General features: G+C 68.5%; 24 protein-coding genes. 13 read left to right on the top strand and 11 right to left on the bottom strand.

The features are described from left to right. The first annotated feature begins 54 nt into the window (after nucleotides 1-54). Nucleotides 55-2,271 carry a bifunctional diguanylate cyclase/phosphodiesterase gene (locus tag DEH84_RS04215; RefSeq protein WP_159098853.1) on the top strand — a complete coding sequence of 739 codons (2,217 nt, stop codon included), beginning with the start codon at nucleotides 55-57 and terminating at the stop codon, nucleotides 2,269-2,271. A 94-nt stretch (nucleotides 2,272-2,365) separates the two neighbouring features. On the opposite strand, the gene DEH84_RS04220 is transcribed toward DEH84_RS04215, so the two are convergent. Then, nucleotides 2,366-2,674 (bottom strand): high-potential iron-sulfur protein, encoded by a 309-nt coding sequence (locus DEH84_RS04220; protein ID WP_109035056.1) that lies wholly within the window; start codon nucleotides 2,672-2,674, stop codon nucleotides 2,366-2,368. Nucleotides 2,675-2,830: 156 nt separating this feature from the next. On the opposite strand from DEH84_RS04220, the gene DEH84_RS04225 reads away from it, so the two are divergent. Both DEH84_RS04225 and DEH84_RS04230 read left to right on the top strand, forming a co-directional pair. Next, nucleotides 2,831-3,865 (top strand): MerR family transcriptional regulator, encoded by a 1,035-nt coding sequence (locus DEH84_RS04225; protein ID WP_109035058.1) that lies wholly within the window; start codon nucleotides 2,831-2,833, stop codon nucleotides 3,863-3,865. Then, on the top strand, nucleotides 3,862-4,581 hold the full coding sequence (locus DEH84_RS04230; protein WP_245932681.1) for an SDR family NAD(P)-dependent oxidoreductase: 720 nt from the start codon (nucleotides 3,862-3,864) through the stop codon (nucleotides 4,579-4,581). Before DEH84_RS04225 ends, DEH84_RS04230 begins: the two co-directional genes overlap by 4 nt. Nucleotides 4,582-4,602: 21 nt before the next feature. Here DEH84_RS04230 and DEH84_RS04235 read toward each other — a convergent pair whose 3' ends face one another. The 3 genes from DEH84_RS04235 to DEH84_RS04245 form a co-directional block, all read right to left on the bottom strand. Further along, nucleotides 4,603-6,471, bottom strand: a complete 1,869-nt coding sequence (locus DEH84_RS04235; RefSeq protein WP_109035060.1) for an ABC transporter ATP-binding protein — start codon at nucleotides 6,469-6,471, stop codon at nucleotides 4,603-4,605. Nucleotides 6,472-6,573: 102 nt separating this feature from the next. Next, nucleotides 6,574-7,482 carry a polyphosphate kinase 2 gene (gene ppk2, locus DEH84_RS04240; protein ID WP_109035062.1) on the bottom strand — a complete coding sequence of 303 codons (909 nt, stop codon included), beginning with the start codon at nucleotides 7,480-7,482 and terminating at the stop codon, nucleotides 6,574-6,576. 81 nt (nucleotides 7,483-7,563) lie between these two features. Continuing rightward, nucleotides 7,564-8,550 carry an HD-GYP domain-containing protein gene (locus tag DEH84_RS04245; protein WP_159098854.1) on the bottom strand — a complete coding sequence of 329 codons (987 nt, stop codon included), beginning with the start codon at nucleotides 8,548-8,550 and terminating at the stop codon, nucleotides 7,564-7,566. Nucleotides 8,551-8,710: 160 nt separating this feature from the next. Here DEH84_RS04245 and yihG point away from each other — a divergent pair, with 160 nt between their 5' ends. Continuing rightward, the gene (yihG, locus tag DEH84_RS04250) at nucleotides 8,711-9,580 is read left to right on the top strand and encodes a 1-acylglycerol-3-phosphate O-acyltransferase, YihG family (protein ID WP_109035066.1); all 870 of its coding nucleotides are present in this window, start codon (nucleotides 8,711-8,713) and stop codon (nucleotides 9,578-9,580) included. Nucleotides 9,581-9,605: 25 nt separating this feature from the next. On the opposite strand, the gene DEH84_RS04255 is transcribed toward yihG, so the two are convergent. Genes DEH84_RS04255 through DEH84_RS04265 form a run of 3 tightly spaced genes read right to left on the bottom strand, consistent with a single transcriptional unit; the run spans nucleotide 9,606 to nucleotide 12,730 of the window. Beyond that, complete coding sequence (locus DEH84_RS04255; protein ID WP_109035068.1) at nucleotides 9,606-10,349, bottom strand: hypothetical protein; 744 nt, start codon at nucleotides 10,347-10,349, stop codon at nucleotides 9,606-9,608. After that, nucleotides 10,346-11,128, bottom strand: coding sequence for a class II aldolase/adducin family protein (locus tag DEH84_RS04260; RefSeq protein WP_109035070.1), 783 nt, complete (start codon nucleotides 11,126-11,128; stop codon nucleotides 10,346-10,348). Before DEH84_RS04260 ends, DEH84_RS04255 begins: the two co-directional genes overlap by 4 nt. A 36-nt stretch (nucleotides 11,129-11,164) precedes the next feature. Further along, a complete protein-coding gene (locus DEH84_RS04265; RefSeq protein WP_109035072.1) occupies nucleotides 11,165-12,730 on the bottom strand; it encodes a malonate--CoA ligase in 1,566 nt (521 codons plus the stop codon). 63 nt (nucleotides 12,731-12,793) lie between these two features. Here DEH84_RS04265 and DEH84_RS04270 point away from each other — a divergent pair, with 63 nt between their 5' ends. Next, on the top strand, nucleotides 12,794-14,278 hold the full coding sequence (locus DEH84_RS04270; protein ID WP_159098855.1) for a serine hydrolase domain-containing protein: 1,485 nt from the start codon (nucleotides 12,794-12,796) through the stop codon (nucleotides 14,276-14,278). A gap of 21 nt (nucleotides 14,279-14,299) precedes the next feature. On the opposite strand, the gene DEH84_RS04275 is transcribed toward DEH84_RS04270, so the two are convergent. Next, nucleotides 14,300-15,958, bottom strand: coding sequence for an acyl-CoA synthetase (locus tag DEH84_RS04275; RefSeq protein ID WP_109035076.1), 1,659 nt, complete (start codon nucleotides 15,956-15,958; stop codon nucleotides 14,300-14,302). A 126-nt stretch (nucleotides 15,959-16,084) separates the two neighbouring features. Then, nucleotides 16,085-16,336, bottom strand: a complete 252-nt coding sequence (locus DEH84_RS04280) for an RNA-binding S4 domain-containing protein (protein WP_109035078.1) — start codon at nucleotides 16,334-16,336, stop codon at nucleotides 16,085-16,087. A 171-nt stretch (nucleotides 16,337-16,507) separates the two neighbouring features. On the opposite strand from DEH84_RS04280, the gene DEH84_RS04285 reads away from it, so the two are divergent. From DEH84_RS04285 to DEH84_RS04310, 6 genes are all read left to right on the top strand, one after another. Continuing rightward, complete coding sequence (locus DEH84_RS04285; RefSeq protein WP_109035080.1) at nucleotides 16,508-16,789, top strand: hypothetical protein; 282 nt, start codon at nucleotides 16,508-16,510, stop codon at nucleotides 16,787-16,789. A 17-nt stretch (nucleotides 16,790-16,806) separates the two neighbouring features. Then, nucleotides 16,807-18,279: an aldehyde dehydrogenase family protein gene (locus tag DEH84_RS04290; RefSeq protein WP_109035082.1), complete on the top strand. Its 1,473-nt coding sequence runs from the start codon at nucleotides 16,807-16,809 to the stop codon at nucleotides 18,277-18,279. Nucleotides 18,280-18,446: 167 nt separating this feature from the next. Further along, nucleotides 18,447-19,370 carry a branched-chain amino acid ABC transporter permease gene (locus DEH84_RS04295; protein ID WP_109035085.1) on the top strand — a complete coding sequence of 308 codons (924 nt, stop codon included), beginning with the start codon at nucleotides 18,447-18,449 and terminating at the stop codon, nucleotides 19,368-19,370. Between the two features lie 10 nt (nucleotides 19,371-19,380). Next, complete coding sequence (locus tag DEH84_RS04300; RefSeq protein WP_109035087.1) at nucleotides 19,381-20,484, top strand: branched-chain amino acid ABC transporter permease; 1,104 nt, start codon at nucleotides 19,381-19,383, stop codon at nucleotides 20,482-20,484. After that, complete coding sequence (locus DEH84_RS04305) at nucleotides 20,481-21,257, top strand: ABC transporter ATP-binding protein (protein WP_109035089.1); 777 nt, start codon at nucleotides 20,481-20,483, stop codon at nucleotides 21,255-21,257. Before DEH84_RS04300 ends, DEH84_RS04305 begins: the two co-directional genes overlap by 4 nt. A gap of 49 nt (nucleotides 21,258-21,306) precedes the next feature. Next, nucleotides 21,307-22,029 carry an ABC transporter ATP-binding protein gene (locus DEH84_RS04310; RefSeq protein ID WP_179950614.1) on the top strand — a complete coding sequence of 241 codons (723 nt, stop codon included), beginning with the start codon at nucleotides 21,307-21,309 and terminating at the stop codon, nucleotides 22,027-22,029. A gap of 27 nt (nucleotides 22,030-22,056) precedes the next feature. On the opposite strand, the gene DEH84_RS04315 is transcribed toward DEH84_RS04310, so the two are convergent. Further along, a complete protein-coding gene (locus DEH84_RS04315; RefSeq protein WP_109035091.1) occupies nucleotides 22,057-22,476 on the bottom strand; it encodes an HIT family protein in 420 nt (139 codons plus the stop codon). A gap of 32 nt (nucleotides 22,477-22,508) precedes the next feature. Then, a complete protein-coding gene (locus tag DEH84_RS04320; RefSeq protein ID WP_109035093.1) occupies nucleotides 22,509-23,555 on the bottom strand; it encodes a CDP-6-deoxy-delta-3,4-glucoseen reductase in 1,047 nt (348 codons plus the stop codon). A 79-nt stretch (nucleotides 23,556-23,634) separates the two neighbouring features. Between DEH84_RS04320 and DEH84_RS04325 the strand changes: the two genes are divergently transcribed. Then, the gene (locus DEH84_RS04325; RefSeq protein WP_109035094.1) at nucleotides 23,635-24,555 is read left to right on the top strand and encodes an NAD-dependent epimerase/dehydratase family protein; all 921 of its coding nucleotides are present in this window, start codon (nucleotides 23,635-23,637) and stop codon (nucleotides 24,553-24,555) included. 107 nt (nucleotides 24,556-24,662) lie between these two features. Next, nucleotides 24,663-25,703, top strand: coding sequence for an SGNH/GDSL hydrolase family protein (locus DEH84_RS04330; RefSeq protein WP_109035096.1), 1,041 nt, complete (start codon nucleotides 24,663-24,665; stop codon nucleotides 25,701-25,703). The last annotated feature ends 1 nt before the right edge of the window (nucleotide 25,704 follow it).

Genomic DNA, 25,704 nt, shown 5'->3' on the forward strand with positions numbered 1-25,704 from the left:
GCGACAAAACAACTCTCCGCCCTGCGCTTGCCCTCCGGCGCAGGGCGTCCTTTCGTGACCCGTTCGGCTGTTGGCACCGCCGCGGCGAACGTGAACGAGGCGGGCAGCAGCCAGCCACGTGAACGCTCGCACGCGCTTCCGTATCACCTGCTCATTGCGCTGGTCAGCATCCTGCTGATCGTGTGGCTCTGGCCGATCGGCGTCATGCTGCATCACCGGGACACGCTGTTCCCGGTCTCGCTTCACACGCTGACCGAGTTCGGCGCCATCGCCGTGGCGCTGCTGGTGTTCGCGGTGGCGTGGTTTGCGCAAAGCCCGGGCCAGCCGGGCAACGTCGTGCTCATCGGCTGCGGTTTCCTGGCCGTGGGCCTGATCGACCTGGGGCACACGATGTCCTACAAGGGCATGCCGGTGTTCGTCACCCCGGCCGATCCGGAGAAGGCCATCCACTTCTGGCTGGTGGCGCGCTACGTAGCGGCGTTCACCCTGCTGGCTGCGGCGCTGCGCGAGCGTCCACCGATCACCTCGGCCTGGCGGCGAAGGGCGATGCTGCTGGCCGCGTTCGGCGGCAGCGCGCTGGTGTACTGGGTCAACCTCGACCGCGCGCACTGGTGGCCACGCACGTTCATCGACGGACAGGGGCTGACGCCGTTCAAGGTGGTCGCCGAATACGGGCTCATCGTGGTGTCCGGCATCGCGGCCTGGGGCTTCTACCGGCATGGCGGCGCCCGCGGCGGCTCGTACAGCAACGCAGACCTGTGCACGGCGTGCCTCATCACCATCCTGTCCGAACTCTGCTTCACGCTGTACGCCAACGTGAACAGCGTCTTCAGTCTGCTGGGGCATCTGTACAAGATCGGGGCGTACGCCTACATCTTCCGCGCGATCTTCGTCACCTCGGTGCGTGATCCCTATCAGCGCCTGAGCGTTGAGGTGCAGGAGCGCCGGGAGGCCGAGCGGCGTGTCGAGTTCCTGGCCTACCACGATGTGCTCACGCAGCTGCCTAACCGCGCGCTGGCCCGTGACCGGCTGGTCCAGGCGATTGCCGATGCGCGCCGCCATCACACCGTCGTGGCGCTGGTCTTCCTCGACCTCGACAACTTCAAGACGATCAACGATTCGCTCGGCCACGCCCGCGGTGACGCGCTGCTGCAGGCTGTGGCCCGCTCGCTGGTCGAGAACGTCCGGGAGTCGGACACCGTCTGCCGTCAGGGGGGGGACGAGTTCCTGCTGATTCTCAAGGGGCTGCCCGATGTCGAGGCCGTGGGCCCCATCGTGAGCAAGCTGCTGGAGGCCTTGAGCGCCCCGATCGATCTGGACGGTGTGTCGCTGACCACTTCGGCGTCGGCAGGGGTGGCCGTCTGGCCCAGCGACGGGCAGGACTTCGATGCGCTGCTGCAATGCGCCGACACCGCCATGTACCGCGCCAAGGAAGAAGGCCGCAACGGACATCGCTTCTTCGACGAGAACATGAACCGCGAGTCGCTTGAACGGCTCACCATCCGGCAGGGGCTGCGCAAGGCGCTCGACGCTGGCGAGTTCCTCCTGCACTACCAGCCCCAGGTCGATCTGGCGTCTGGCGAGGTGGTGGGCTTCGAGGCCCTGCTGCGCTGGATGCACCCGCAGTGGGGGCTGGTGTCGCCCGCGCGCTTTGTGCCCGTGGCCGAGGAAAGCGGCCTGATCGTGCCCATCGGCAGCTGGGTGATCCACGAGGCGTGCCGCCAGGCAGCGGCCTGGGAGCGCATGGGGCTGCCGCCCGTGGTGATGGCCGTGAACCTGTCGGCGGTGCAGTTCAAGCGCGGCGACCTGGAAGCGGTGCTGGGCGCGGCGCTCACAGAGGCCGGCCTGCCCGCCGAGCGCCTGGAGCTGGAGCTGACCGAGTCCCTGCTGGTGGACGACCCGCAGCTGGTGCGCACGCGCCTGCTGTCGCTGCATGCCATGGGGGTCAAACTGGCGATCGACGACTTCGGCACCGGCTATTCCAGCCTGTCCTACCTGAAACGCTTCCCGGTGGACCGCCTGAAGATCGACCGCAGCTTCGTCAGCGATGTGGTGAGCGACCCGGATGACGACGCCATCGTGCGCGCCATCATCCAGCTGGCGGCGAGCCTGGGCCTGCGGACCACGGCCGAAGGGGTCGAAACCGAGGCCACGCGGGAGCACCTGCAGCGCCTGGGTTGCGACGAACTGCAGGGCTATCTGGTGGCCCGACCCATGCCGGCCGAAGACGTGCCGGACTGGCTGCAGCGCCACGTGGCGCGGCGCGCCTGAGCCCGCAACGACGAGGGCCGTGCCCCCGTTGCAGAAGACACGGCCCCGTGTGCAAACCGCGTCGGGCTGGCAGGCCCGCGCGGTGTTCTGACCGTCAGGCCTTCTTCACGTAGCCCGAGCACCATCCCTTGCCGTTGACCTGCTTGCCAGCCAGCAGCGGGCAGCCCGCCCAGGCGTCGGACGGCTTGCCCTGGTAGAACTGGCAGTTGCCGCACACGGCACCGGCCTTGTAGTTCGCGTACTTCTTGGCGTCGACCTTGGTGGCGTCGTGCTTGTAGCCGAGGCCCACGGCGGCGGGGTCTTTTTCGTCGACGCGGTCGGCGGCGCGGACGGCGGTGCTGACGGCCGACAAGGCGGCGACGGCGGGCACGACGGTGAACATGAATTGACGACGGCTGGTCATGGATGTGACTCCGGTGTGGGGGTTTGGAATGGGTGTGACCTCGTTTTGCATCGGTCTTGTGGCCACATGAACAAGCTTATGCCGCTTCTTGAGTGGTTCAAAGCCGGTCCATGTTGTCAAAATGAGGTCATCTGAAGCGCACCAAAGGACATCTCCATGAACGAAGACCTCCATTGGCAGGACGATGCCGCCGTGCCCCGCTACCGCAGCAGTGCCGCCGCCCGGATGGTCAACATCCCGGTGGCGACCCTGCGCGTGTGGGAGCGCAGATACCGCGTCGTGGGCCCGAGCCAGGCACCTTCCGGCCATCGACTGTATTCAAGCCAGGACGTGCGCCGTTTGGTGTTGATCAAGCAACTGGTGGATCAGGGCAACGGCATCGGCATGCTGGCCCGCCTGGACACCGCCCGGCTGCAGGCCATGGTCGATGAAGTGGCGGGTGTGGCGGCCACGCTCTCGGCGCCGCCCTCTGCGCCGGACAGCCGGCCGGACGCCATGCGGGTGCTGCTGCTGGGCAGCGGCTTCACGCCGCGGCACGTGCACGCCCTGCAGGGCGTGGCCGGCGCCCACATCGTGGCGCACCTGGGCGATGGCGCCGACACCGAACTGACCGCGCGCGGCGTGCAGGCCGATGCGGTGCTGGTGGAGGTCGGTGCGCTGCACATGGACACGGCCCAGCGGCTGTGGCGACTGGCGCGGGTGGTGGGGGCCCGGCACCAGATCGTGGTGTACGGCTTTGCCTCCACGCAGGTGCTGGAATCGCTGCGGGTGCGCTCCGCCGTGCTGCGGCGCGCGCCCTTGACGCCGGATGAGTGGGCCTCCCTGCTGCATGACGAGTTGCGCAGCTGGCAGAGCCTGGCCGACGCCACCCCGACGCTGGCGCAACTCGCACCGCCGCCCCGCTTCGATGCCGATGCCCTGTACACACTGACCCAGGCCATGCCCCGTGTGGCATGTGAATGCCCGCAGCACCTGGCCCAGCTCATCACGCTGCTGGGACAGTTCGAAACCTACAGCGCCGATTGCGAGAGCCGCCAGCCGGCCGACGTGACGCTGCACGCCTATCTGTTCCGGGTGGCGGGCCAGGCGCGGGCGCTGATGGAGGACGCGCTGGCCACCGTCGCGCGCGCCGAAGGGGTGCCGCTGCCTGCGCCGGCCCGGGCCGCTGCGCGGGGTGAGGCCGCCTCGTGAGCACGCTGTCCTGGGGTGAGGGGCTCGCCGTGGTCGTCGGGGCCACCGGTGGCATCGGCGCGGCCTTGCTCGATCGCCTGAACGCCGAGTGGGGCGAGGCGGCCGTCATCGGCCTGAGCCGCCGGGGCGAGCCCGCGCTCGACCTGCTGGACGAGGCCCGCATTGCTGCGACGGCGGCCCACGTGCAGGCCGCGTCCGTGGCGCGCGGGCGTCCGCTGCGGCTGGTGGTGGATGCGACCGGTTTTCTGCATGGCGAGGGCATGCAGCCCGAGAAATCGTGGCGGCAGCTGGACGCGCGCCACATGGCGCATGCCTTTGCCATCAACGCCATCGGCCCGGCACTGCTGATGAAGCACTTCCTGCCGCTGCTGCCGCGCGAGGGCGGCAGTGTGTTCGCCACCCTGTCGGCCAAGGTCGGCAGCATCGGGGGCAACCGGCTGGGTGGGTGGTACAGCTACCGCGCATCGAAAGCGGCGTTGAACCAGCTGGTGCGCACGGCTTCGGTCGAACTGGCGCGCGGCCGGCCGCAGGCGGTGTGCGTGGCGCTTCACCCGGGCACGGTGGACACCGGTCTGTCGGCCTCGTTTGCGAAGACGGGGCTGACCGTGCACACCCCCGAACAGGCCGCGCAGAACCTGTGTGCGGTTCTGCGCGGGCTGACGCCGGCCGACAACGGCGGCTTTCTGGACTGGCAGGGGCAGCCCTTGCCCTGGTGAGCGTCGTCGCCGGGGCGGCGCTCAGGTTCCGGTGGCCGGTTCGGTCTGGCTGTCGCCGTCCTCGATGTCTTCGCCGAGGAAGCCGCCGCTCTGATGCGCCCACAGCCGCGCATACAGCCCCCCCTGGGCCAGCAGCGTCGCGTGGTCGCCTTCCTCGACGATGCGGCCCTGGTCGAGCACGATGAGGCGATCCATGGCCGCGATCGTCGACAGCCGGTGGGCGATGGCCACCACCGTCTTGCCTTCCATCAAGCGGTACAGGCTGGCCTGGATGGCAGCCTCGACCTCGGAATCGAGCGCGCTGGTCGCTTCATCGAGCAGCAGGATGGGCGCGTCCTTCAGCATCACGCGGGCGATGGCGATGCGCTGGCGCTGCCCGCCCGAGAGCTTCACGCCACGTTCGCCCACGTGGGCGTCGTAGCCCGTGCGGCCGGCCGGGTCACTCAGCGTGGCGATGAAGTCGTGCGCCTCGGCCTTGTGCGCGGCCCGCACCATGTCGTCGTCGGTGGCGTCCGGGCGGCCATAGAGGATGTTCTCGCGCACCGAGCGGTGCAGCAGCGAGGTGTCCTGCGTGACCATGCCGATGTGCTCACGCAGGCTGTCCTGGGTCACGTGGGCGATGTCCTGGCCATCGATCAGGATGCGGCCATGCTCGACGTCGTAGAAGCGCAGCAGCAGGTTGACGATGGTGGACTTGCCCGCGCCCGAGCGGCCGACCAGACCGATCTTCTCGCCGGGGCGTATGTGCAGGTTCAGATGGTCGATCACCTTGCGGTCGCCGCCGTAGTGGAAGCCGACCTGCTCGAAGCGGATGTCGCCAGCGGGCACGGTCAGCGGCCGGGCGTCCGGTGCGTCGACCACGGTGGGCGCACGCGCGAGCGTGTTGATGCCGTCCTGGATGGTGCCGATGTGCTCGAACAGGCTGGCCATCTCCCACATCATCCAGTGCGAGATGCCGTTGAGCCGCAGCGCCATGGCCGTGGCGGCTGCCACCGCGCCGATGCCGACCTCGCCCTGCGTCCACAGCCACAGCGCGATGCCGGAGGTGGACAGGATGAGCAGCATGCTCAGCGCGTGGTTGACGACCTCGAAGCCGCTGACCAGGCGCATCTGGCCGTGCACGGTCTTCATGAACTCCTGCATGGCGGAGCGGGCGTACGAGGCCTCACGCTGCCCGTGCGAGAACAGCTTGACGGTGGCGATGTTGGTGTACGCGTCGGTGATGCGGCCGGTCATCAGCGAACGGGCATCGGCCTGGGCACGCGCCACGCGGCTCAGGCGCGGCACGAAGTACCACACGGCCAGGCCATAGAGCGTGAACCAGCCAAGGAAGGGCAACAGCAGCCAGGCGTCGAAGCCGCCGACCACCGCCGTCATGGTCAGGAAGTAGACCATCGTGAAGACGAGGATGTCGCCGACGACGAAGCAGCAGTCGCGCACGGCCAGCGCGGTCTGCATCACCTTGGTGGCCACGCGACCGGCGAACTCGTCCTGGTAGAACGACATGCTCTGGCCGAGCATGTGGCGGTGGAACTGCCAGCGCAGCTTCATCGGGAAGTTGCCGGCCAGCGTCTGGTGCTTGAGCAGCGTCTGCACCCACACGGCCAGTGGGCTGGCAATCAGGATGGCGGCCAGCAGCAGCAACTTGCCGCGCGACGCCGACCACAGCTCGGCCGGCGGCGTGGTGCTCAGCCAGTCGACGATGCTGCCGAGCATGTTGAACAGCATCGCTTCGAAGGCCGCGATGGCCGCCGTCAGCAGCGTCATACCCAGCAGCCAGGGGCGCATGCCGGCCGTGGCCGCCCACACAAAGGCAAGAAAGCCCCGTGGCGGGGCTTTGGGAGGGGCGTCGGGGTAGGGGTGGACGAGGTTCTCGAACCAGCTCAGCACAGAAAGACTCCGCGTCAGCGTCAAACCCGAGAGCCTACCGCGTCTCGCCCGCCGACGTGATGTTGGGGGCATGCGTCCCCCGTCGGTCACGTCGTTCGGGTGTCAGTAGATTTCGGGCACGTACAGGCTGGCAGGCACCGGCTGGCGCGCGTAGTCTTCGTGGCGCATGCGGGGTGGCAACTGCACCGGCTTGTGCGGCACCTCGACATAGTCGAAATGGTCCAGCAGGTGGTGGATCACGTTGAGGCGGGCACGCTTCTTGTCCACGGCCTGCACCACCCACCACGGTGCCTCGGGGATGTGGGTGCGCTCCAGCATGATCTCTTTGGCGCGCGTGTAGGCCTCCCAGCGGCGACGGCTCTCCAGGTCCATCGGGCTGAGCTTCCACTGTTTGAGCGGGTCGTGGATGCGGGCCAGAAAGCGTGCGTTCTGCTCCTCGTCCGAGATCGAGAACCAGTATTTGATGACGCGGATGCCGCTGCGCACCAGCATCTTCTCGAACTCGGGCACCGAGCGGAAGAACTCTTCCAGCTCGTCGTCGCTGCAGAAGCCCATCACGCGCTCGACGCCAGCGCGGTTGTACCAGCTGCGGTCGAACAGCACGATCTCGCCGGCGGCTGGCAGATGCGCCACGTAGCGCTGGAAGTACCACTGCGTTTTTTCGCGGTCGTTCGGGGCGGGCAGGGCGGCCACGCGGCACACGCGCGGGTTCAGGCGCTGCGTGATGCGCTTGATGGCCCCCCCCTTGCCCGCGGCATCCCGCCCTTCGAACAGGACGACCACGCGCTGCCCGGTGTGCACCACCCAGTCCTGCAGCTTGACGAGTTCGCCCTGCAGGCGGAACAGCTCGCGGAAATAGCGGCGGCGGTCCTCTCGGGCCTCGGCGGTCTGGTCGCCCGGGCCGTCGAGGATGCGGTCGTCGACCTCCATCTCCAGCTCTTCGTCGTAGCTGTCGATGACGTCTTCCTGCAGGCGGCGCAGCAGGTCGGGATCAAGGGGAGCAGGCGACATGGGCGGACACGAAATGACGGAATCATGTCACTTTGCGCCTGTTTCATGACGGCGCGGTGAATGCCCCGGTGAACGCGTGGGTCAGCGCAGGGCCAGCAGCGTGGTGGGGGCAAAGGTGTCGGCCCCGGCGCGGTCGGCCGCGGCTCCGAGCACGCGGTGCGGGCCCTGCCGTGCCGTGCCCGAGCGCAGTGGCATGGGCAATGGGCAGGCCAGCGCATCGGTCACCACGGCCACCTGGGGTGCGCCGGCATCGGCCGTGCGGCACAGCACCACGGCCCGCTCGCCGCTGGCGAGGTCCACCAGGCTGCCCGGCGGGTACAGCCCCAGTTCGCGGATGATGGTGGCACCGAAGTAGCCGGCGCTGCGCTGGCGGAAGATCTCTGCGGCGGCCTGCGGCGCGGGCAGGCGCCCCCGGCTGGCTCGCGGACTGAGCTTGGCGCTGAACACGTCGCAGGTATGGATGGCATCGGCCAGCGGATGGACCTTGACCAGGCCATGCGGATAGCCTCGGCCATCGGGCTGCTCGTGATGCTGGGCCACGGCGTCCAGCCAGTCGGGCTCGTTGACGCCCAGCTCCGCCAGCAACTGGCAGGTCGCCTCGGGGTGTGCCTGGATTTCGGCGCGTTGCTCGGGCGTCAGCGGCATCACCTGTCGGGCCAGGGCGTCCTGCAGCGCCATGATCGACAGGTTCATGGTGAGCGCGGCTTTCACGCCCAGGGCCGTGCGGCCATCGCCCCAATCCTTGCGGCGGCCAATCAGCGCCATCAGCATCGCGGTGTGCACGGCATGGCGCGCGCTGTAGCGCACCAGAACGTCCTCGCTGCCGTGCACCATGTGGAAGATGGCCACGTCGGGATCTTCCCGCGTCAGGGCGACCAGTTCGGCAGCCAGGGGGTGCAGGGCGCCGGCGAAGTCGCTGGCCTGGCGCGGTTGCATCAGCAGGGGCGTGAGCTGCGCGCACAGGGCTTCCCACGCGTGCCACTGCTGGACAGGGAGGTTGGCTGGTGGCGGGCTGCCATCGGCGTGATGGAGCCAGGAAACCAGCGAGAAGGGCGACGATGCGGGCATGGCCTGCACCTTATGCGAGCCGGCCCGCCTTGCCCAGGGCCCCGGCGCCACGTTCCGGCCAGGCGCGTGACGAACGGCACGCGCGACGTGTGGACGGCAGTGATGCGGCTTGATGCACATCTGTGCACATAATCGCGGGCTTTCCCAACGAGACCGATTCATGTCCCTTCTTGCTCCGATCAAGGCCACCTTTGCCGGGGTGGTGCTGGCCGTCAACACCCTTGTCGGCTTTTCGCTGATGATGCCGCTGGCCCTGCTCAAGCTGGTGCTCCCACTGCGGGCCGTGCGCAGCGTGGCCGATGTGCTGCTCAACGGCATCGCAGAAAACTGGATCAGCATCAACAACGGCTGGATCGAGCTGGTCGGCCAGCGTGGGTGGGAAATCCGCGGGGCCGAGGGATTCAAGCGCCAGGGCTGGTACCTGGTCAGCAGCAACCACCAGAGCTGGGTCGACATCCTTGTGCTGCAGAAGGTGTTCAACCGCCGCATCCCGCTGCTGAAGTTCTTCATCAAGCACGAACTGATCTTCGTGCCGGTGATCGGCCTGGCATGGTGGGCGCTCGACTTCCCCTTCATGCGCCGCAAGGGCGGGGCCTCGGCCCGTCAGGACCTCGAGGCCGCCCGCAAGGCGTGCGAGAAGTTCCGCGTGGTGCCGACTTCGGTGATCAGCTTCCTGGAAGGCACGCGCTTCACGCCGGGCAAGCAGGCGCAGCAGAAGTCGCCCTACCAGCACCTGCTCAAGCCCAAGACCGGCGGCATCGCCATGGCGCTGGAAACGCTGGGTGACAAGCTCGAGACCCTGGTCGACGTGACCATCGTCTATCCCGATGGCGTGCCGACCTTCACCGACCTGCTGTGCGGCCGTGTGCGCAATGTCATCGTGACGGTGCGTCAGGTGCACATCCCCGAAAACCTGCACGTGGCCGAAGACGGCACCGATCCCCAATACCGCCAGCGTCTGCAGAGCTGGATCAACGGACTGTGGGATGCCAAGGACGCCGAACTGTCGGCGCTGCGCAAAGGCCGTTGAGCCGCTTGCGGGTTCCGGTCGGTGCTCAGCGCGCGGCCGGGGCGCGCGATGCGCCAGAGGCAGCCGATGCTGCCAGGGCCGCCTTCAGGGGGCCGCGCAGGCGCGCATCGAACTCGGCGGGCGCCACATACTGCAGCAGTTCCTTGCCTTCGGTGTCGAGCACCAGATCGAGCCCGTGCACCGGGTAGAGGTGGTGCACCATGTGCGCGTTGCGCCGTACCTGCTCGGTGGCCGGGCCGAAGCGCTGCTGTACCGCGACCTCATCCAGGTTGGCCGAGGGAATGAAGCCCAGTGCGGCCATGGGGGCCGCCAGCGCCTGTGCCATGTCGGCGGGCGCCAGCTGGTATTTGCGCGTGGTGCTCTCCATGAACTCCGCCTTCAGCGCCCGCTCGCGCAGGCCGCGGATGGCCTCGGGCGCCATGCGGGCCGTGATCACCAGCTTGCCGTTGATGAAGCCGGCCGGCGCCGGGTCGACATAGGCCTCCAGCGTGCCGTCCTCGCCCGGTGCGGCGATCACGGCGATCTGCATGGTGTCGCCCCAACGCTGGCGTGCGTCGCCCAAGGTGCTCCCACCCGGCTGGCCGGCGGGCATCAGCGTCAGGCCGAACACGCGGCTGCCGCCACCGGGCAACACGTCGATCTGCCAGGGCAGGCCGGTGGTCTCCGTCTGCGGGGAAGTGGCCTCGCCACGCTGGCCCAGGTAGACGATCAGGGCACTGAGGCCCAGCGCGGCGGCCACCATGGCCAGCACGATCTTGAACTGCTTCATGTCTTGTAAGAGGGGTCGATGCGGTCGAGCTTGCGAATGAGGGCCGGCCACGCGAACGCGCCACCCAGTCCGCCAGTCTGCACCTTCATCGCGTGCGAAACGCCTTCCACGATCTGCGGATTGACTTGCGTCAGGGCCGAGCCACCGCTTTGCGCAGCAATCTGGATCTGGCAGGTGCTCTCAAACACGTACATGTTGAGGAAGGCGTCGGCCATGGTGCGGCCCACGGTCAGCAAGCCGTGGTTGCGCAGCATCAGAAAGCGGCGGTCGCCGAGGTCAGCCTGCAGGCGCGGCTTCTCGTCTTCGCGGAAGGCCACGCCCTCGTAGTCGTGGTAGGCCAGCGAGGCGAGCACGAAGGTGCTTTGCTGCGAGATCGGCAGCACGCCATCGCGCTGGGCTGACACAGCCACGCCGGCGCGGGTGTGGGTGTGCAGCACGCAGCCCGCGTCTTCGCGCACCGCATGCACCGCGCTGTGGATGGTGAAGCCGGCCGGGTTGACCGGGAAGGGCGAGTCGTCGAGCTTGTTGCAGGCCTGGTCGACCTTCACCAGGCTCGAGGCGGTGATTTCGTCGAACATCAGCCCGTAGGGGTTGATCAGGAAGTGGTGCTCGGGCCCGGGAATGCGCGCCGAAATGTGCGTGAAGACGAGGTCGCTCCAGCCGTAGAGCGCCACCAGCCGGTACGCGGCGGCCAGGTCGACGCGCAGCTGCCACTCGTCGGCGCTGACGCGGTCCTTCAGCGAGGGGATGTCGAGCGGGGTGCTGGCGGTGTCGGTCATGGCGGTCTCCGGTTGAGGGTGATCAGGGCGTCCGCGTCACGAGGCGGTGAACACCCCGTCGTGGGCCTGACGCAGCAGGTTCTTCTGCACCTTGCCCATGGCGTTGCGCGGCAGTTCGTCGACCACGATCACGCGCTTGGGCACCTTGAAGTTGGCGATGCTGGCCTTCAGCGCGGTGATCACGGTGGCTTCGTCCGGGGTGCTGCCGGTTTCGGCCACGATCACGGCCACGACGCCCTCGCCGAAGTCAGGGTGAGGCAGGCCGATCACCGCCGATTCGACCACGCCGGGCAGCCGGTCGATGTGGCTTTCCACTTCGGCCGGATAGACATTGAAGCCCCCGGAGATGATGAGGTCCTTGGCGCGCCCGACGAGGTGCACGCGGCCCTGTTCGTCGATGCGGCCCACGTCGCCGGTGCGGAACCAGCCGTCGGCGGTGAAGGCTTCGGCGGTCTTGTCGGGCATGCCGAGGTAGCCGATGAACACGTTGGGGCCGCGCACCTCCACGTGACCCGGCTCACCGGTGCCCAGAGGCTGGCCCGCGTCGTCCACGATGCGCACGCCCACGCCCGGCAGCGGCCGGCCCACCGTGCCCGCGATGCGCTCGCCTTCGCGGGCGCGACATGGGTTGGAGCACAGCATGCCGGTCTCGCTCATGCCGTAGCGCTCCAGAATGGTGTGGCCGGTGCGCGCAGCAAAGGCGCTGAAGGCCGCGGGCAGCAAGGGGGCCGAGCCGCTGACGAACAGCCGCATGCCGGCAGTGGCTTCGGCATTCAGCCCGTCGTGCGCCAGCAGGCGCCCGTACATCGTCGGCACGCCCATGAACACGGTGGCCTGCGGCGCGGCCGTGTCGGTGAGCTGGGCCAGCACCGCCGCGGGCGAGAAGGCATTCAGCCAGCGCATCGGTGTGCCCGACAGCAGCGCACAGTGCGAGGCCACGAAGAGCCCGTGGATGTGGAAGATGGGCAGTGCATGCACCAGGCAGTCGTCGTGGCGCCAGTCCCAGTGGCGCAGCAGCGTGCGGGCGTTGCTCAGCAGGTTGCCGTGCGTCAGCATTGCGCCCTTGCTGCGCCCCGTGGTGCCCGAGGTGTAGAGAATGGCCGCGAGGTCATCGGCGCGGCGGGCCACCGGTTCCTGCTCGTCGCCATACAGGCTGGCGTGGCTCAGCAGGCTGCCGCAGCGGTCCGTACCCAGCGTGAACAGGTGCTCCACCTGTCCGTGGCCCGCCAGCGGGATCACCCATTCCTGGTCGTCCGGGCGGCACACCAGCACGGCCGGCTGTGCGTCCTGAACGAAGTACTCGAGCTCGGCCGCGCGGTAGGCCGGGTTGAGCGGCAGGTAGACACAGCCTGCACGCAGCGTGGCCAGGTACAACAGCAGCGACTCGACCGACTTGTCGACGTGGGCGGCCACCACCGGCGGTCGTCCGTCCACGCCTTGGAGATGCAGGCTCTGCAGCAGATTGGCCAGCATGGCGCTGCCCCGGTCCAGGTCGGACCAGGTGTAGCGGCCCGCTTCGGTGAGGATGGCCGCGTCGTCCAGGGTGGCCGGCCAGGCGGCGCGCAAGGCAGTGAACAGGTTCATGCCGTAAAGGTAACGCATCGCGCGCACCGCGCCGTGCGGTCAGGCTACAGTCTGGGCGCTCCTGCCTCCATGGTTTCCCGCATGCCGCTGTTGCAGCCTTTGTTCTCCTCGCGTTGTCGTCGCCGCCTCATCGGGGCGGCGCTGGTGCTGAGCGCGCTCGCGCACCCGATGCCCGTGCGCGCGGGCCTGCTCGATGACGTGCCCGTGGGCATCGGCTTTGCGGCCTGGGACCTCTGCACCCGGGTGCTGGCCACCGGGGATGACGAAGCCCGAGTGCGCACGCGCTACACCGGGCCCAAGGTGAGCCCGCTGCCGTGGATCTGGCGGGTGCGGCAGGGCGCCGACGAGGTCGAGGTCAAGACCTGGCTGCCGGTGCCCGGATGGCGACGTGTGGCGGTGCATCGGCCGGGGCTGGGCTGCACGCTCCTTCCCCCAGGAATGGACCGCGCCACCTGGCTGCGCACCAGCCCGGCCCTGAAGCCGCCCGGCCGGCCCCCAGCGCTGACACCGGCACAGGCCGGCCGACCCTGGCCCGAGGGCGAAGGCCCGGCCCAGGCGCCGCCCGCGCACACCGCGTTGCCCGTGGCCCTCGAGCGCGCCGCTGCTTCGCTGTTTGCTGAAGCGACGGACGACCGGCGGGCGCGCCAGAACACGCATGCGGTGCTGGTGCTGCACCAGGGACGGCTGGTGTACGAGCGTTACGCACCGGGCTATGGCCCGGACAGCCTGCTGCCCGGCTGGTCGATGACGAAGTCGCTGACCGCGCTGTGGGCCGGCGCCCTGCTCGGGCGGGGTGTGCTGGCGCTCGACCAGCCCCTGGGCCTGCCCGTGTGGGCCGGCACGGAAAAAGCGGGGATCACGTGGCGGCACGCGTTGAACCTCGCGCCCGGCCTGGCGTGGGACGAAGGCCACTCGGGTTTCAGTTCTGTCTCGGACATGCTGTTCTTGCACGGCGACCACGCGGCCTATGCCGCGGCCATGCCGCTGGAGGCCGCGCCCGGCACCCGCTTCAACTACTCCACCGGCACCAGCGCCCTGCTGGGGGCTGCCATCCGTCACCGGCTGGGCGGCGACGCCCAACGCACCCTCGACAGCCTTTGGCAAGACCTGCTGGCGCCGCTGGGCGTGCGCGTGGGCTTTGTGGAGCCCGATGCGACCGGCACGCCGGCCGCCGGCGCGCGCGGGGTGCTGCGCCCGCGTGACTGGCTCCGTCTGGGTGAACTCGTGCGGCTGGATGGGCAGTGGCAGGGCCGCACGGTGGTGCCGCCCGGGTTTGTCGCCTTCATGCGGGCGCCATCGCCGGCCAACGCGGGATACGGCGCGGGCCTGCGCCGGTACGACCCTGCGCTGATGCCCGTCACCGTGCCGCGGGACGTCGCCTATTTCACCGGCCTGATGGGCCAGTTCATGGTCATCCTGCCGAGCCAGCAACTCGTGCTGCTGCGCATGGGTGTGTCGCTCGACAAGGAGGAAACGCGTCGCCGCGTGTTCGATGCGGCGCAGGCCCTGGCGCGCGCCAGCCAGGAGCCGCGTGAGCCCGTGCTCGCCCAGGCGGCCGGGCGTTGACACACCCGGCCGACACCCACCTCAGACGTTGATCGCGGCCACCGAGCCGGCGACCTTGCGCAGCTCGAACTTCTGGATCTTGCCGGTCGAGGTCTTGGGCAGTTCGCCGAACACCACGGCGCGTGGTGCCTTGAAGTGCGCGAGGTGCGCGCGGCAGTGCTGGATGATCTCCTCGGCCGTCACCTGGGCGCCCGGCTTGAGTTCGATGAAGGCGCACGGCGTCTCACCCCACTTCTCGTCGGGCTTGGCCACCACGGCGGCGGCCATCACGGCGGGGTGGCGGTACAGCACGTCTTCCACCTCGATGGACGAGATGTTCTCGCCGCCCGAGATGATGATGTCCTTGCTCCGGTCCTTGATCTTCACGTAGCCGTCGGGGTACATCACGGCGAGATCACCCGTGTGGAACCACCCGCCAGCAAAGGCCTCCTGCGTGGCCTTCGGGTTCTTCAGGTAGCCCTTCATCGTGATGTTGCCGCGGAACATGATCTCGCCCATGGTCTCGCCATCGGCCGGCACGGGTTGCATGGTCAGCGGGTCCATCACGCTGATGCCGCGTTGCAGGTGGTAGGCCACGCCCTGGCGGGCGTTCAGGCGGGCGCGCTCGCCCACAGGCAGCTCGTTCCACGACTCGTGCTTCACGCACACCGACGCCGGGCCGTAGATCTCGGTCAGGCCGTAGACATGGGTCAGGTCGATGCCGAGCTGCTCCATGCCCTCGATCATGGCAGCGGGCGGCGCGGCGCCGGCCACCATGGCCTTCACACCCTGACCCTGGCGCAGGTTCAGGCCTTCCTTCAGCTCGGCCGGCGCATTCACCAGCGCGGCATGCACGATGGGGGCGCTGCAGTAGTGCGTGACGCCATGCTGACGGAATGCCTCGAAGATGGACTTCGGGTCGACGCGGCGCAGGCACACGTTCACGCCAGCGCGCGCGGCCACCGTCCACGGGAAGCACCAGCCATTGCAGTGGAACATCGGCAGCGTCCACAGGTAGACCGGGTGCTTGGGCATGTCCCACTCGAGGATGTTGGACACCGCGTTCGTGGCCGCCCCGCGGTGGTGGTAGACCACGCCCTTGGGGTTGCCTGTCGTGCCCGACGTGTAGTTCAACGCGATCGCATCCCACTCGTCCGACGGCATTTCCCATGCGTAGTCGGGCTGCCCCTGGGCCACCAGCTGTTCATACGTCAGGGTGCCGATGCGTTCCGTCTTGCCGGTGTACAGCACATCCTCCACGTCGACCACCAGGATCGGCTCGGCGCGCGTGCGCAGCGCCAGGGCCTGGGCCATCACGCCGCTGAACTCCGGGTCCACGATGACGGCCTTGGCCTCGCCATGGTCGAGCATGAAGGCCAGGGCCTCGGCGTCCAGCCGGGTGTTCAGTGCGTTCAGCACCGCGCCGGCCATGGGGATGCCGAAGTGCGCTTCCACCATGGGTGGCGTGTTGGGCAGCATCACGGCCACCGTGTCGCCCACACCAATGCCCTGTTGTCGCAGCGCGCTGGCCAGTCGGCGGCAGCGCGTGTAGGTCTGGCCCCAGCTCTGCCGCAGGGCACCATGCACGATGGCCAGTCGGTCGGGGTAGACGAGGGCGGTGCGCTCGATGAAGGACAGCGGCGACATCGGCACATGGTTGGCCGGGTTGCGGGGCAGGTCCTGTTCGTAGATGTTCGGCATGGCGGGGTTCTCCTGACGGGTTTGCGTCCATCCTGCCCCAGTGGTTTCTATCGCGCCGCGGGATTCCCCCTGTGTCAGCTTGGTACAGGTGCGCGCAGGGCGCTGTCCTGAAGCGACACGGACGGGTCAGGCAGCTGGCGTGTCAGCCTGATCCTCGGGGATAACCCGAACCCGCGCACCTTGCACGCTCACCACTTGCCCCGCTCGGATCTTGGCGGTCTTGCGCAGCTCATCCTGGCCGTCGACCTGAACCAGGCCTTCCGCCACCATGGTCTTGGCGCGCCCGCCGCTTTCGGCCAGTCCGCAGGCCTTGAGCAGGCTGTCGAGCGTGATGAAGTCGCCGCGCAGCGGAAAGGTGATCTGTTGCAGTGGGGGCATGGTGAGCAGGGAAGATACGGAGTCGGGGTGTCGCGCAGAAACCCCACGGGCGGCCGGCATCAGGGCACAATGGCGTCTGATTGTGAGTTCGCGTGTTTTCACATTGGTCGAGACCGGTGTCACGCGGTGCCCATTGTCGCGCGGTGAGTTCCCCTGCAGTACAGTCCGCCCATGAAAAAGACCGACCTTGAAAAGAACAAGGGCCTGAAGATCATGGGTCAGATGCGCCAGGCGGGCTCCCCGAGCCGCTTTGGTGTCGCTGCCCAGGCCGTGCCCGACCGCCGTGAACAACGCAAGCTCGACCAGGCTGCAGGCCTGGTGCCGTTCGCGGTGAAACTGCCTCAGGACCTGATCACGCGCCTGCGTGAACGGGCCGAAGCGGAACACCGTCCCCTTCATGAGCTGACCGCGGCCCTCCTTGACGCGGCGCTCGCTGCCCCACCGGCCGACTGACCTGACGGAGACCCCCGATGAGCCGCCCTGCGATGCACCTTGTTGATCCTGCAACCGGTGAATCCGATCCGGAGCAGATTCGTCGGGTCTTTGAGTCCCAGCAGGCCACGGCCCTGGCCTGGCGGCAGTCGACGATTGCCGAGCGCATCGCCCGCCTCAAGCGCCTGCGCGAGGCCATGCTGGCCCGTCGCGACGATTTCTACGCGGCCTTCGCCAAGGACTACCGCAAGCCGGTGGTCGAGGTCGAGGGCACCGAACTCATGCCGGTGCTCGACGAGATCCGGCACACCATCGGCAACCTGAAGAAGTGGGCGCAACCACGCCGCGTGTGGCCCACGATGACCACCGCCTTCACCAGCGCCTGGATCGAGTACCAGCCGCGTGGCCGCTGCCTCATCATCGCGCCCTGGAACTTCCCGCTGAACCTGTGCTTCGGGCCGCTGGTCTCGGCGCTGGCCGCAGGCAACACCGTCATCCTCAAGCCTTCAGAGATGACGCCGGCCGTCAGCGCCGTCATGGCCGAGGTGATCGCCTCCATCTTCCAGCCGCATGAGGTGGCGCTGTTCGAAGGCAGCCTGCCGACCTCGCAGGCGCTGCTGGCGCTGCCGTTCGATCACATCTTCTTCACCGGCTCGCCGGCTGTTGGCAAGGTCGTGATGACGGCCGCGGCCCGGCACCTGACCAGCGTCACGCTCGAGCTGGGTGGCAAGTCGCCTGTCATCGTCGACGAAACCGCCGACATCCAGGCTTCGGCCGAGACCCTGCTGTGGGGCAAGTTCACCAACTGCGGTCAGATCTGCGTGGCGCCCGACCACGTGTTCGTGCACGCCTCCGTCAAGGACGACTTCGTCGAGGCCTGCCGCCGCGTGGTGGCGCAACGCTTCGGCCGCACGCCCGACGCCGTGCGCCAGAGCCCCGATCTGACCCGCGTCATCAACCAGCGTCACACGCAGCGCATTGCCGGCCTGCTGACCGACGCGAAGGACAAGGGCGCCCGCGTGCTCGTGGGCGGCGAGGTCGACGTCAGCACCTGCTACATCGCCCCCACGCTGATCGACCAGGTGCCCGAGTCGGCCGAGATCATGCAGGAAGAGATCTTCGGCCCGGTGCTGCCGGTCGTGACCTACACCGACCTGAACGAGGTGGTGAACACCATCAACGCCCAGCCCAAGCCGCTGGCGCTGTACATCTTCAGCCGCGACAAGCGCCGCACGCGTGACCTGATCGAGCGCACCAGCTCGGGCGGCGTGGCGATCAACCACTGCGTGCTGCACTATGCGCACGGCAACCTGCCGTTCGGCGGCGTCAACAACTCCGGCATCGGCAGCGCGCACGGCGAGTTCGGCTTCAAGGCCTTCTCGCACGAGCGGGCGGTGCTGAAGTCCGGGCCCATCATGATGGCCCGGATGTTCTTCCCGCCCTATACCGGCCTCAAGCAGAAGCTCGTGCGCTGGACGGTGGACAGCCTGCGTCTGCCTTCGTTGTTCTGATCGGCCCCCGGCCGCCAGTACAGTTGCCCCGTCTTTACGGGTTCATCTGTACGGTTGTCCGGATCCTCGGGCCCGTGGCTATCCGATAATCCGGATCGCCGAGCCCCTTTTGCCCTCGGCCCGCCTTCGTGACACACGCTGGCGGGCTTTTTGCTATTGCTCACACCGTGGACATCTTCATTCAACAACTGATCAACGGTCTGGTCCTGGGCAGCATGTATGCGCTCGTGGCACTGGGCTACACGATGGTGTACGGCATCATCAACCTCATCAACTTCGCCCACGGCGAGGTGCTCATGGTGGGGGCGCTGGTGAGCTGGACGGTGGTGACATCGCTGGAGGGCAGCGGCATACCCGGCTGGGCGCTCTTGTCCCTGTCGCTCGTGATCGCCATGGCGGTGTGCATGCTGCTGAACATGGCGATCGAGAAGCTCGCCTACCGGCCGCTGCGCAACGCGCCGCGTCTGGCACCGCTGATCACGGCCATGGGCATGTCGCTGCTGCTGCAGACCCTGGCGATGATCCTCTGGAAGCCGGACTACAAGCCGTACCCGATCCTGCTGAACGACGAACCCTATGAATTCATGGGGGCGACGATCAACCTTGTGCAGATCCTGATCCTGGTCGTCACGGCGCTGACGCTGGCCGGCCTGATGGCGCTGATCCACGGCACCAAGCTCGGCCGCGCAATGCGCGCCACAGCCGAGAACCCGCGCGTGGCGCAGTTGATGGGCGTGCGCCCGGACCGCGTCATCAGCGCCACGTTCGCCATCGGCGCCGCGCTGGCCGCGCTGGCCGGTGTGATGTGGGCCGCCAACTATGGCTCGGTGCAGCACACCATGGGCTTCCTGCCCGGGCTGAAGGCCTTCACGGCGGCCGTGTTCGGCGGCATCGGCAACCTGGGGGGCGCCATGGTGGGCGGGGTGCTGCTGGGCGTCATCGAATCCATGGGCGCGGGCTACATCGGCGATTTCACCGGGGGCGTGCTGGGCAGCAACTACCAGGACATCTTTGCCTTCACCGTGCTGATCCTCGTGCTCACCTTGCGCCCCCAGGGCCTGCTGGGTGAACGCGTTGCCGACCGCCCCTGAGGACCCCGCCATGAACAAGAACCGACTGCTGCCCTTCCTGGGCGCCGCCGTGGCCCTGGCCGTCCTGCCCCTGCTGCTGCAGGGCGTGGGCGAGGCCTGGGTCCGCATCCTCGACACCGCGCTGCTCTACATCCTGCTGGCGCTGGGCCTCAACATCGTGGTGGGCTTTGCCGGCCTGCTCGATCTGGGCTACATCGCCTTTGCGGCGGTGGGCGCCTACCTGTTCGCGCTGCTGGCCTCGCCGCACCTGGCCGAGAACCTGCCCGCCGTGGCCGCGCTGTTCCCCGATGGCCTGCACACGCCGATCTGGCTGGCGTTGCCGCTGGGGGCCGGGCTGGCCGCACTGGCCGGCGTGATGCTGGGCGCGCCCACGCTGAAGTTGCGAGGCGACTACCTGGCCATCGTCACGCTGGGTTTTGGCGAGATCATCCGCGTGTTCATGAACAACCTGGACGCACCGGTCAACATCACCAACGGGCCCAAGGGCATCAACGCGATCGAGCCCTTCCGTGTCGGCCCCATCAACCTGGGTGAGCCCTGGCACATCGGCAGCTTCACGCTGCCGCCCGTCACGCTGCACTACTACCTGTTCCTGGGCATCGTGATCCTGGCCGTCATCGTCTGCATGCGGCTGCATGATTCCCGCCTGGGCCGCGCCTGGATGGCGATCCGCGAAGACGAAGTCGCCGCCAAGGCCATGGGCCTGAACACGCGCAACCTCAAGCTGCTGGCCTTCGGCCTCGGCGCGACCTTCGGTGGCGTGTCGGGGGTGCTGTTCGCCAGCTTCCAGGGCTTTGTGTCGCCCGAGTCGTTCAGCCTGCAGGAGTCCATCCTGGTGGTGGCCATGGTGGTGCTGGGCGGTCTGGGGCACATCCCCGGCGTCATCCTGGGCGCCTTCCTGCTGGCCGCGCTGCCCGAGGTGCTGCGCCACGTGGCCGGCCCGTTGCAGGCCATGACCGACGGTCGTCTGGACGCCGCCATCCTGCGGCAGTTGCTGGTCGCTGTCGCGATGATCGGCATCATGCTGGCTCGCCCGCGTGGCCTGTGGCCCGCGCCGGCGCACGAGGACCGCCTGATCCCCGATGAGGCTGCACTGAAGGAGGGCCAGGCATGAGCCGCTTGCTGCTGAATGTGGAGGGCGTGGCCAAGCGCTTCGGGGGCGTGCAGGCGCTCAAGGGCGTCGGCCTGAGCATCCCCGAAGGCCAGGTGCACGGTCTGATCGGCCCGAACGGCGCCGGCAAGACCACCTTCTTCAACATGATCACCGGCCTGATCCCGTCAGACCAGGGCCGTTTCGAGCTGGACGGCAAGCCCTACAAGCCGACCGCGGTGCACGAGGTGGCGCGCGCCGGCATTGCCCGGACCTTCCAGAACATCCGGCTGTTTGCCGACATGTCCGCGCTCGACAACGTGCGCGTGGGGCGCCATGTGCGCACCAAGGTCAGCTGGTGGCACGCCGTGCTGCGCTCCAAGTCCTTCCGCGACGAGGAAGCCGCCATCACCCGCGATGCGATGGCGCTGCTGGCCTTCGTGGGCCTGGACAACAAGGCGCACCAGACCGCTCGCACGCTGAGCTACGGCGACCAGCGACGCCTGGAGATCGCCCGTGCGCTGGCGACCGAGCCCAAGCTGCTGGCGCTGGATGAGCCCGCGGCCGGCATGAACGCCACCGAGAAAGTGCAACTGCGCGAGCTGATCGAGAAGATCCGCGCGCAGGGCCGCGCCGTGCTGCTGATCGAACACGACGTGAAGCTGGTGATGGGCCTGTGCGACCACGTGACCGTGCTCGATCAGGGCAAGCTCATTGCCTCCGGCTCGCCGGCCGATGTGCAGCGTGATCCCGCGGTGATTGCCGCCTACCTGGGCGAGTCCCACCTGCCTGCGTGAGGCCGCGATGTCGACTGTTGTGTCCGTGACCACTTCCGTGAGCGTCTCGATGACGACCACCGCCCAGCCCCTGCTGGCCGTGCGCGATCTGCACGTGGCCTATGGGGGCATTCAGGCCGTCAAAGGCCTGAACCTCGATCTGTACGAAGGCGAACTGGTGAGCCTGATCGGTGCCAACGGCGCCGGCAAGACCACGACGCTCAAGGCCATCTGCGGCCTGCTGCACCCCAGCTCGGGCGACATCCTGTACCAGGGGCGCAGCCTGAAGGGGCAGGGCGCCTGGGACTTGCCCGCCCAGGGTCTGGTGATGGTGCCCGAAGGCCGCGGCATCTTCACCCGCATGACGATCGACGAGAACCTGCGCATGGGCACCTACCTGCGCGCGGACGCCGACATCGAGTCCGACATCGAGCGTGTGTACGCCCGCTTCCCGCGCCTGAAGGAGCGGATGAAGCAGCTGGCCGGCACGCTGTCGGGCGGTGAGCAGCAGATGCTGGCCATGGGCCGTGCCCTGCTGGCGCGCCCCAAGCTGCTGCTGCTCGACGAGCCGTCCATGGGCCTGTCGCCCATCATGGTCGACCTGATCTTCGAGGTCGTGCGCGAGGTGTCGCAGCAGGGCGTGACCGTGTTGCTGGTGGAGCAGAACGCCCACCGTGCCCTCGAGATGGCGGACCGCGCCTACGTGCTCGAATCGGGCGAGATGACGCTCAGCGGCCCGGCTGCCCAGCTGCTGGGCGACCCGCAGGTGCAGGCCGCCTACCTGGGCGCCTGACCTTCAGCCGACGCGGCGCTGCTCGCGTCAGGCCAGGGCGGCGCGGATGCGCTCGCCCAGCGCCTGGATCTGTGCCATGTCGCCGGCCACCGTGGCATGCGGGCGGCGCAGGTCGGCAATCGAGCCGGGAATGACGTGCACGTGGAAGTGCGGCACGCTCTGGCCGGCCGCGGCGCCGTTGAGCTGCATCAGCACGATGCCTTCGGCGCCCAGCGCCTGCTTCTGCGCGTTGCCGATGCGGCGCACCGTGCGCATCACAGCCTGAGCCGCCTCATCCGACAGTTCGAACAACGTGGTGGCGGCCTCCTTCGGAATCACCAGCGCGTGGCCTTCGGCCTGCGGCATGATGTCCATGAACGCCAGGGTGTGCTCGTCCTCGTAGAGCTTGAAGCACGGGATCTCGCCGCGCAGCATCTTCGCGAAAACGTTGTTCGTGTCGTAGGCCATCTGGTCTCCTCGTGTGAAGCGGTTCGGGTGGCTCAGGTGCCGAGCTTGTCAGCGGCACTCGTGAAAGCGTCGGCGTAGAAGTGCTCGGCGGGCAGGCCGGCGCGCGCGGTGAAGTCGCGCTGGGCAGCCTGCACCATGACTGGCGCGCCACAGGCATACACCTCGTGGGCCGACAGGTCGGGCAGGTCGGCCAGCACGGCCTCGTGCACGAAGCCCGTGCGGCCTGTCCAGGCGTCTTCAGGGCGGGCGTCCGACAGCACGGGCACGTAGCGCAGCCAGTCGCTGCATTCGGCAGCCTGTTGCTCGGCCCAGTCGTGCAGGTAGAGGTCGGCACGGGCGCGGGCGCCCCAGTACAGCACGGTCGGGCGGCGGATGCCCTTGAAGCGCATGTGCTCGACGATGGCCTTGATGGGCGCAAAGCCCGTGCCCGAGGCGAGCAGCACGATGGGGCGGTCGGACTCCTCGCGCAGGAAGAAGGTGCCGAACGGGCCTTCCACGCGCAGGATGTCTTTCTCCTTCATGGCGCCGAAGACGTGGTCGGTGAACACGCCGCCGGGCATGTGGCGGATATGCAGCTCCATACCGTTGACGCCGGCGTCCTGCACCATGTGGGGCGCATTGGCCATCGAATAGCTGCGGCGCTGGCCATCCTTCAGGATGAACTCGATGTACTGGCCGGCGCGGAAGCCGAAGCTGTTGTTGGCTGGCAGCTGCAGGCGCAGCACCATCACATCGGGCGCGAGCCGGGTCAGGCTGGTGACGCGCGTGGGCATCTTCACCACCGGATGGTCACCCAGGCCCACGACCTGACGCGCCTCGATCACCAGATCGGTCTGCGGCGTGGCGCAGCAGGTGAGGATCCAGCCCTGGGCTTCTTCTTCCGGCGTGAGGGCCTTGGTCTGGTGGGCGCCGTGGATCACACGCCCTTCCAGCACGCGGCATTTGCAGGACCCGCAGGCGCCGTCCTTGCAACCGTAGGGCAGGCCGATGCCGGCGTGGATGGCGCCGCTCAGCACGGTTTCGTCACGCTGGACGTCGAACTGGCGGCCGCTGGGCTGGATGGAAACGGTCAGGCTCATGATGGCGATGGTGACGCAAACAGCAAGCCCGGGTGGAGCCGGGCAGAATCGCGAAACCTCGATTCTCGCCCAGACTGCCATGCGTGCTCCTTCTCCTGCCCGTCCTGCCGTGTTCCGGCGCACCCGTGTGCTGGTGGTGGGCTTTGGCGATGTGGGGCAGCGGGCGGCCGCGGTGCTGCCGGCCGGCCTGCGCGTGGTGGCACTCACCTCGCAGTCGACCCGCGTGCCGGAGTTGCGGGCAGCCGGCGTACGGCCGCTGCACGTGAATCTGGACGACCCGCAGGCCGTGCGCCGCCTGGCCGGGCTGGCGCAGCGCGTGCTGCACCTGGCGCCCCCGCCGGGGCAGGGCCCCTGCGACCCCCGCACGACACGCCTGCTCCAGGCCCTGTCGCGCGGGGGGGCGCCGCGCACGCTGGTGTACGGCAGCACCACCGGGGTGTATGGCGATGCGGGCGGCGCCGAGTTCGACGAGACGCGCGCTGTGGCCCCCACCACCGACCGCGCCCGCCGCCGTGTGCACGCCGAGGCCGCGGTGCGGGCCTTCGGACGCCGCCACGCCGCGGCTGGCACGCGCGCCTGCATCCTGCGCATCCCCGGCATCTACGCCCTCGACCGTGCGGGGGGCGATCCCCGCGAGCGCGTGCGCCGTGGCAGCCCGGTGTTGCGCCCCGAAGACGATGTGTGGACCAACCACATCCATGCCGACGACCTGGCCCGTGCCTGTGTGGCGGCCTTGTGGCGTGCGCGGCCCGGGCGGGTGGTGCACGTGTCCGACGACACCCGCCTGCGCATGGGCGACTACTTCGATTTCGTGGCCGACCGGTTTGGCCTGCCGCCCCCGCCCCGTCTGAGCCGTGCCGAGGCGGCTGCCGTGCTGAGCCCCATGCAGCTGTCCTTCATGGGCGAATCGCGCCAGTTGCGCAACGCCCGTTTGAAGACCGAACTGAGGGTGACGCTGCGCTACCCGGACGTGATGGCCGGCTTGCCCGCGCCGGGGTGAGGCGCACCGCTCGGTCAGGTGGGTGCGGGTCGATGCGGACGCCCGGGCCGAACGTTGGCTGATAAGGTGTGTGGTTTGTCACGGTTCAGAAAATCGGAGGAGCGCCCATGACAACCGTCCTTTTCACCTTGTCGCGTGTCTGCGCGACCGTGGCCCTGGCCGCGGCCGCCGTGTTCGCCGCCGCACCGGCCCAGGCCTACAGCGAACTCGTCGTGTTCGGCGACAGCCTGTCCGACAACGGCAATGCCCAGAAGGCCCTGGTGGCCCGTGGCTTCCCGCTGCCCCTGCCGATGACGCCCTATGTGGGCGGGCGCTTCACCAACGGCCCCACGGCCGCCGAAGTGCTGGCCACGACGCTGGGCGTGGCGCTGAACGACCGCGCTTATGGCGGCGCCTATTCGGGCACAGGCAGCAAGTTCAAGGACATCACCTCGGTGCTCAACGACACGGGCATGGCCGACCAGGTGAGCAGCTACATCAAGACAGCCGGCGGCCCGTTGAAGGCCGATTCGCTCTACATGGTCTGGGGCGGCGGCAACGATTTCCTCGACGTGCTCGTGGCGGGCGTGAGCAGCGAGACCCTGCAGGCCGTGGGCGCTCAGGCGATCCGGAACATCGCGGGCCACATCGGCACGCTGTATGCGGCCGGTGCCCGTGACTTCTTCGTGCCCGACCTGGCCGATTTCTCCTTCACCTACGCCGCACAGCAGCAGTCCACCGACAGTCAGGCGGCACTCAGCGGCATGACGGCCAAGTTCAACCTCGGCATGGACATGGCGCTCGACAAGCTGGAGAGCAGCCTCAGCGGGATCACCATCCACCGCTTCGACACCAACCGCACGCTGAACGCCTACCGCGCCGACCTCGTGGCCGACGGCGGCACGCTGACCGCGCGCTGCTGGGGCGGCAGTTATGCCGGGGTGCTGGCGTCGCCCGGCATGACCGCCTGCAGCAACCCGGACAGCTACTTCCTGTTCGATGCCGTGCATCCGACGTCGGGGGTGCACCAGGCGCTGGGCACGGCCTTCGCCGCTGCAGTGCCGGAACCGTCCGCTTCCGGCCTCGCGCTGGTCGGCCTGCTGGGGGTGGCGGTGCTTGCCTCCCGCCGCCGCGCGGGCGCTGCCATTCACGCCGGCCAGGGCGCCTGAG

Source organism: Aquabacterium olei (genome assembly GCF_003100395.1).
GTDB classification, from domain to species: Bacteria; Pseudomonadota; Gammaproteobacteria; order Burkholderiales; family Burkholderiaceae_C; genus Aquabacterium; species Aquabacterium olei.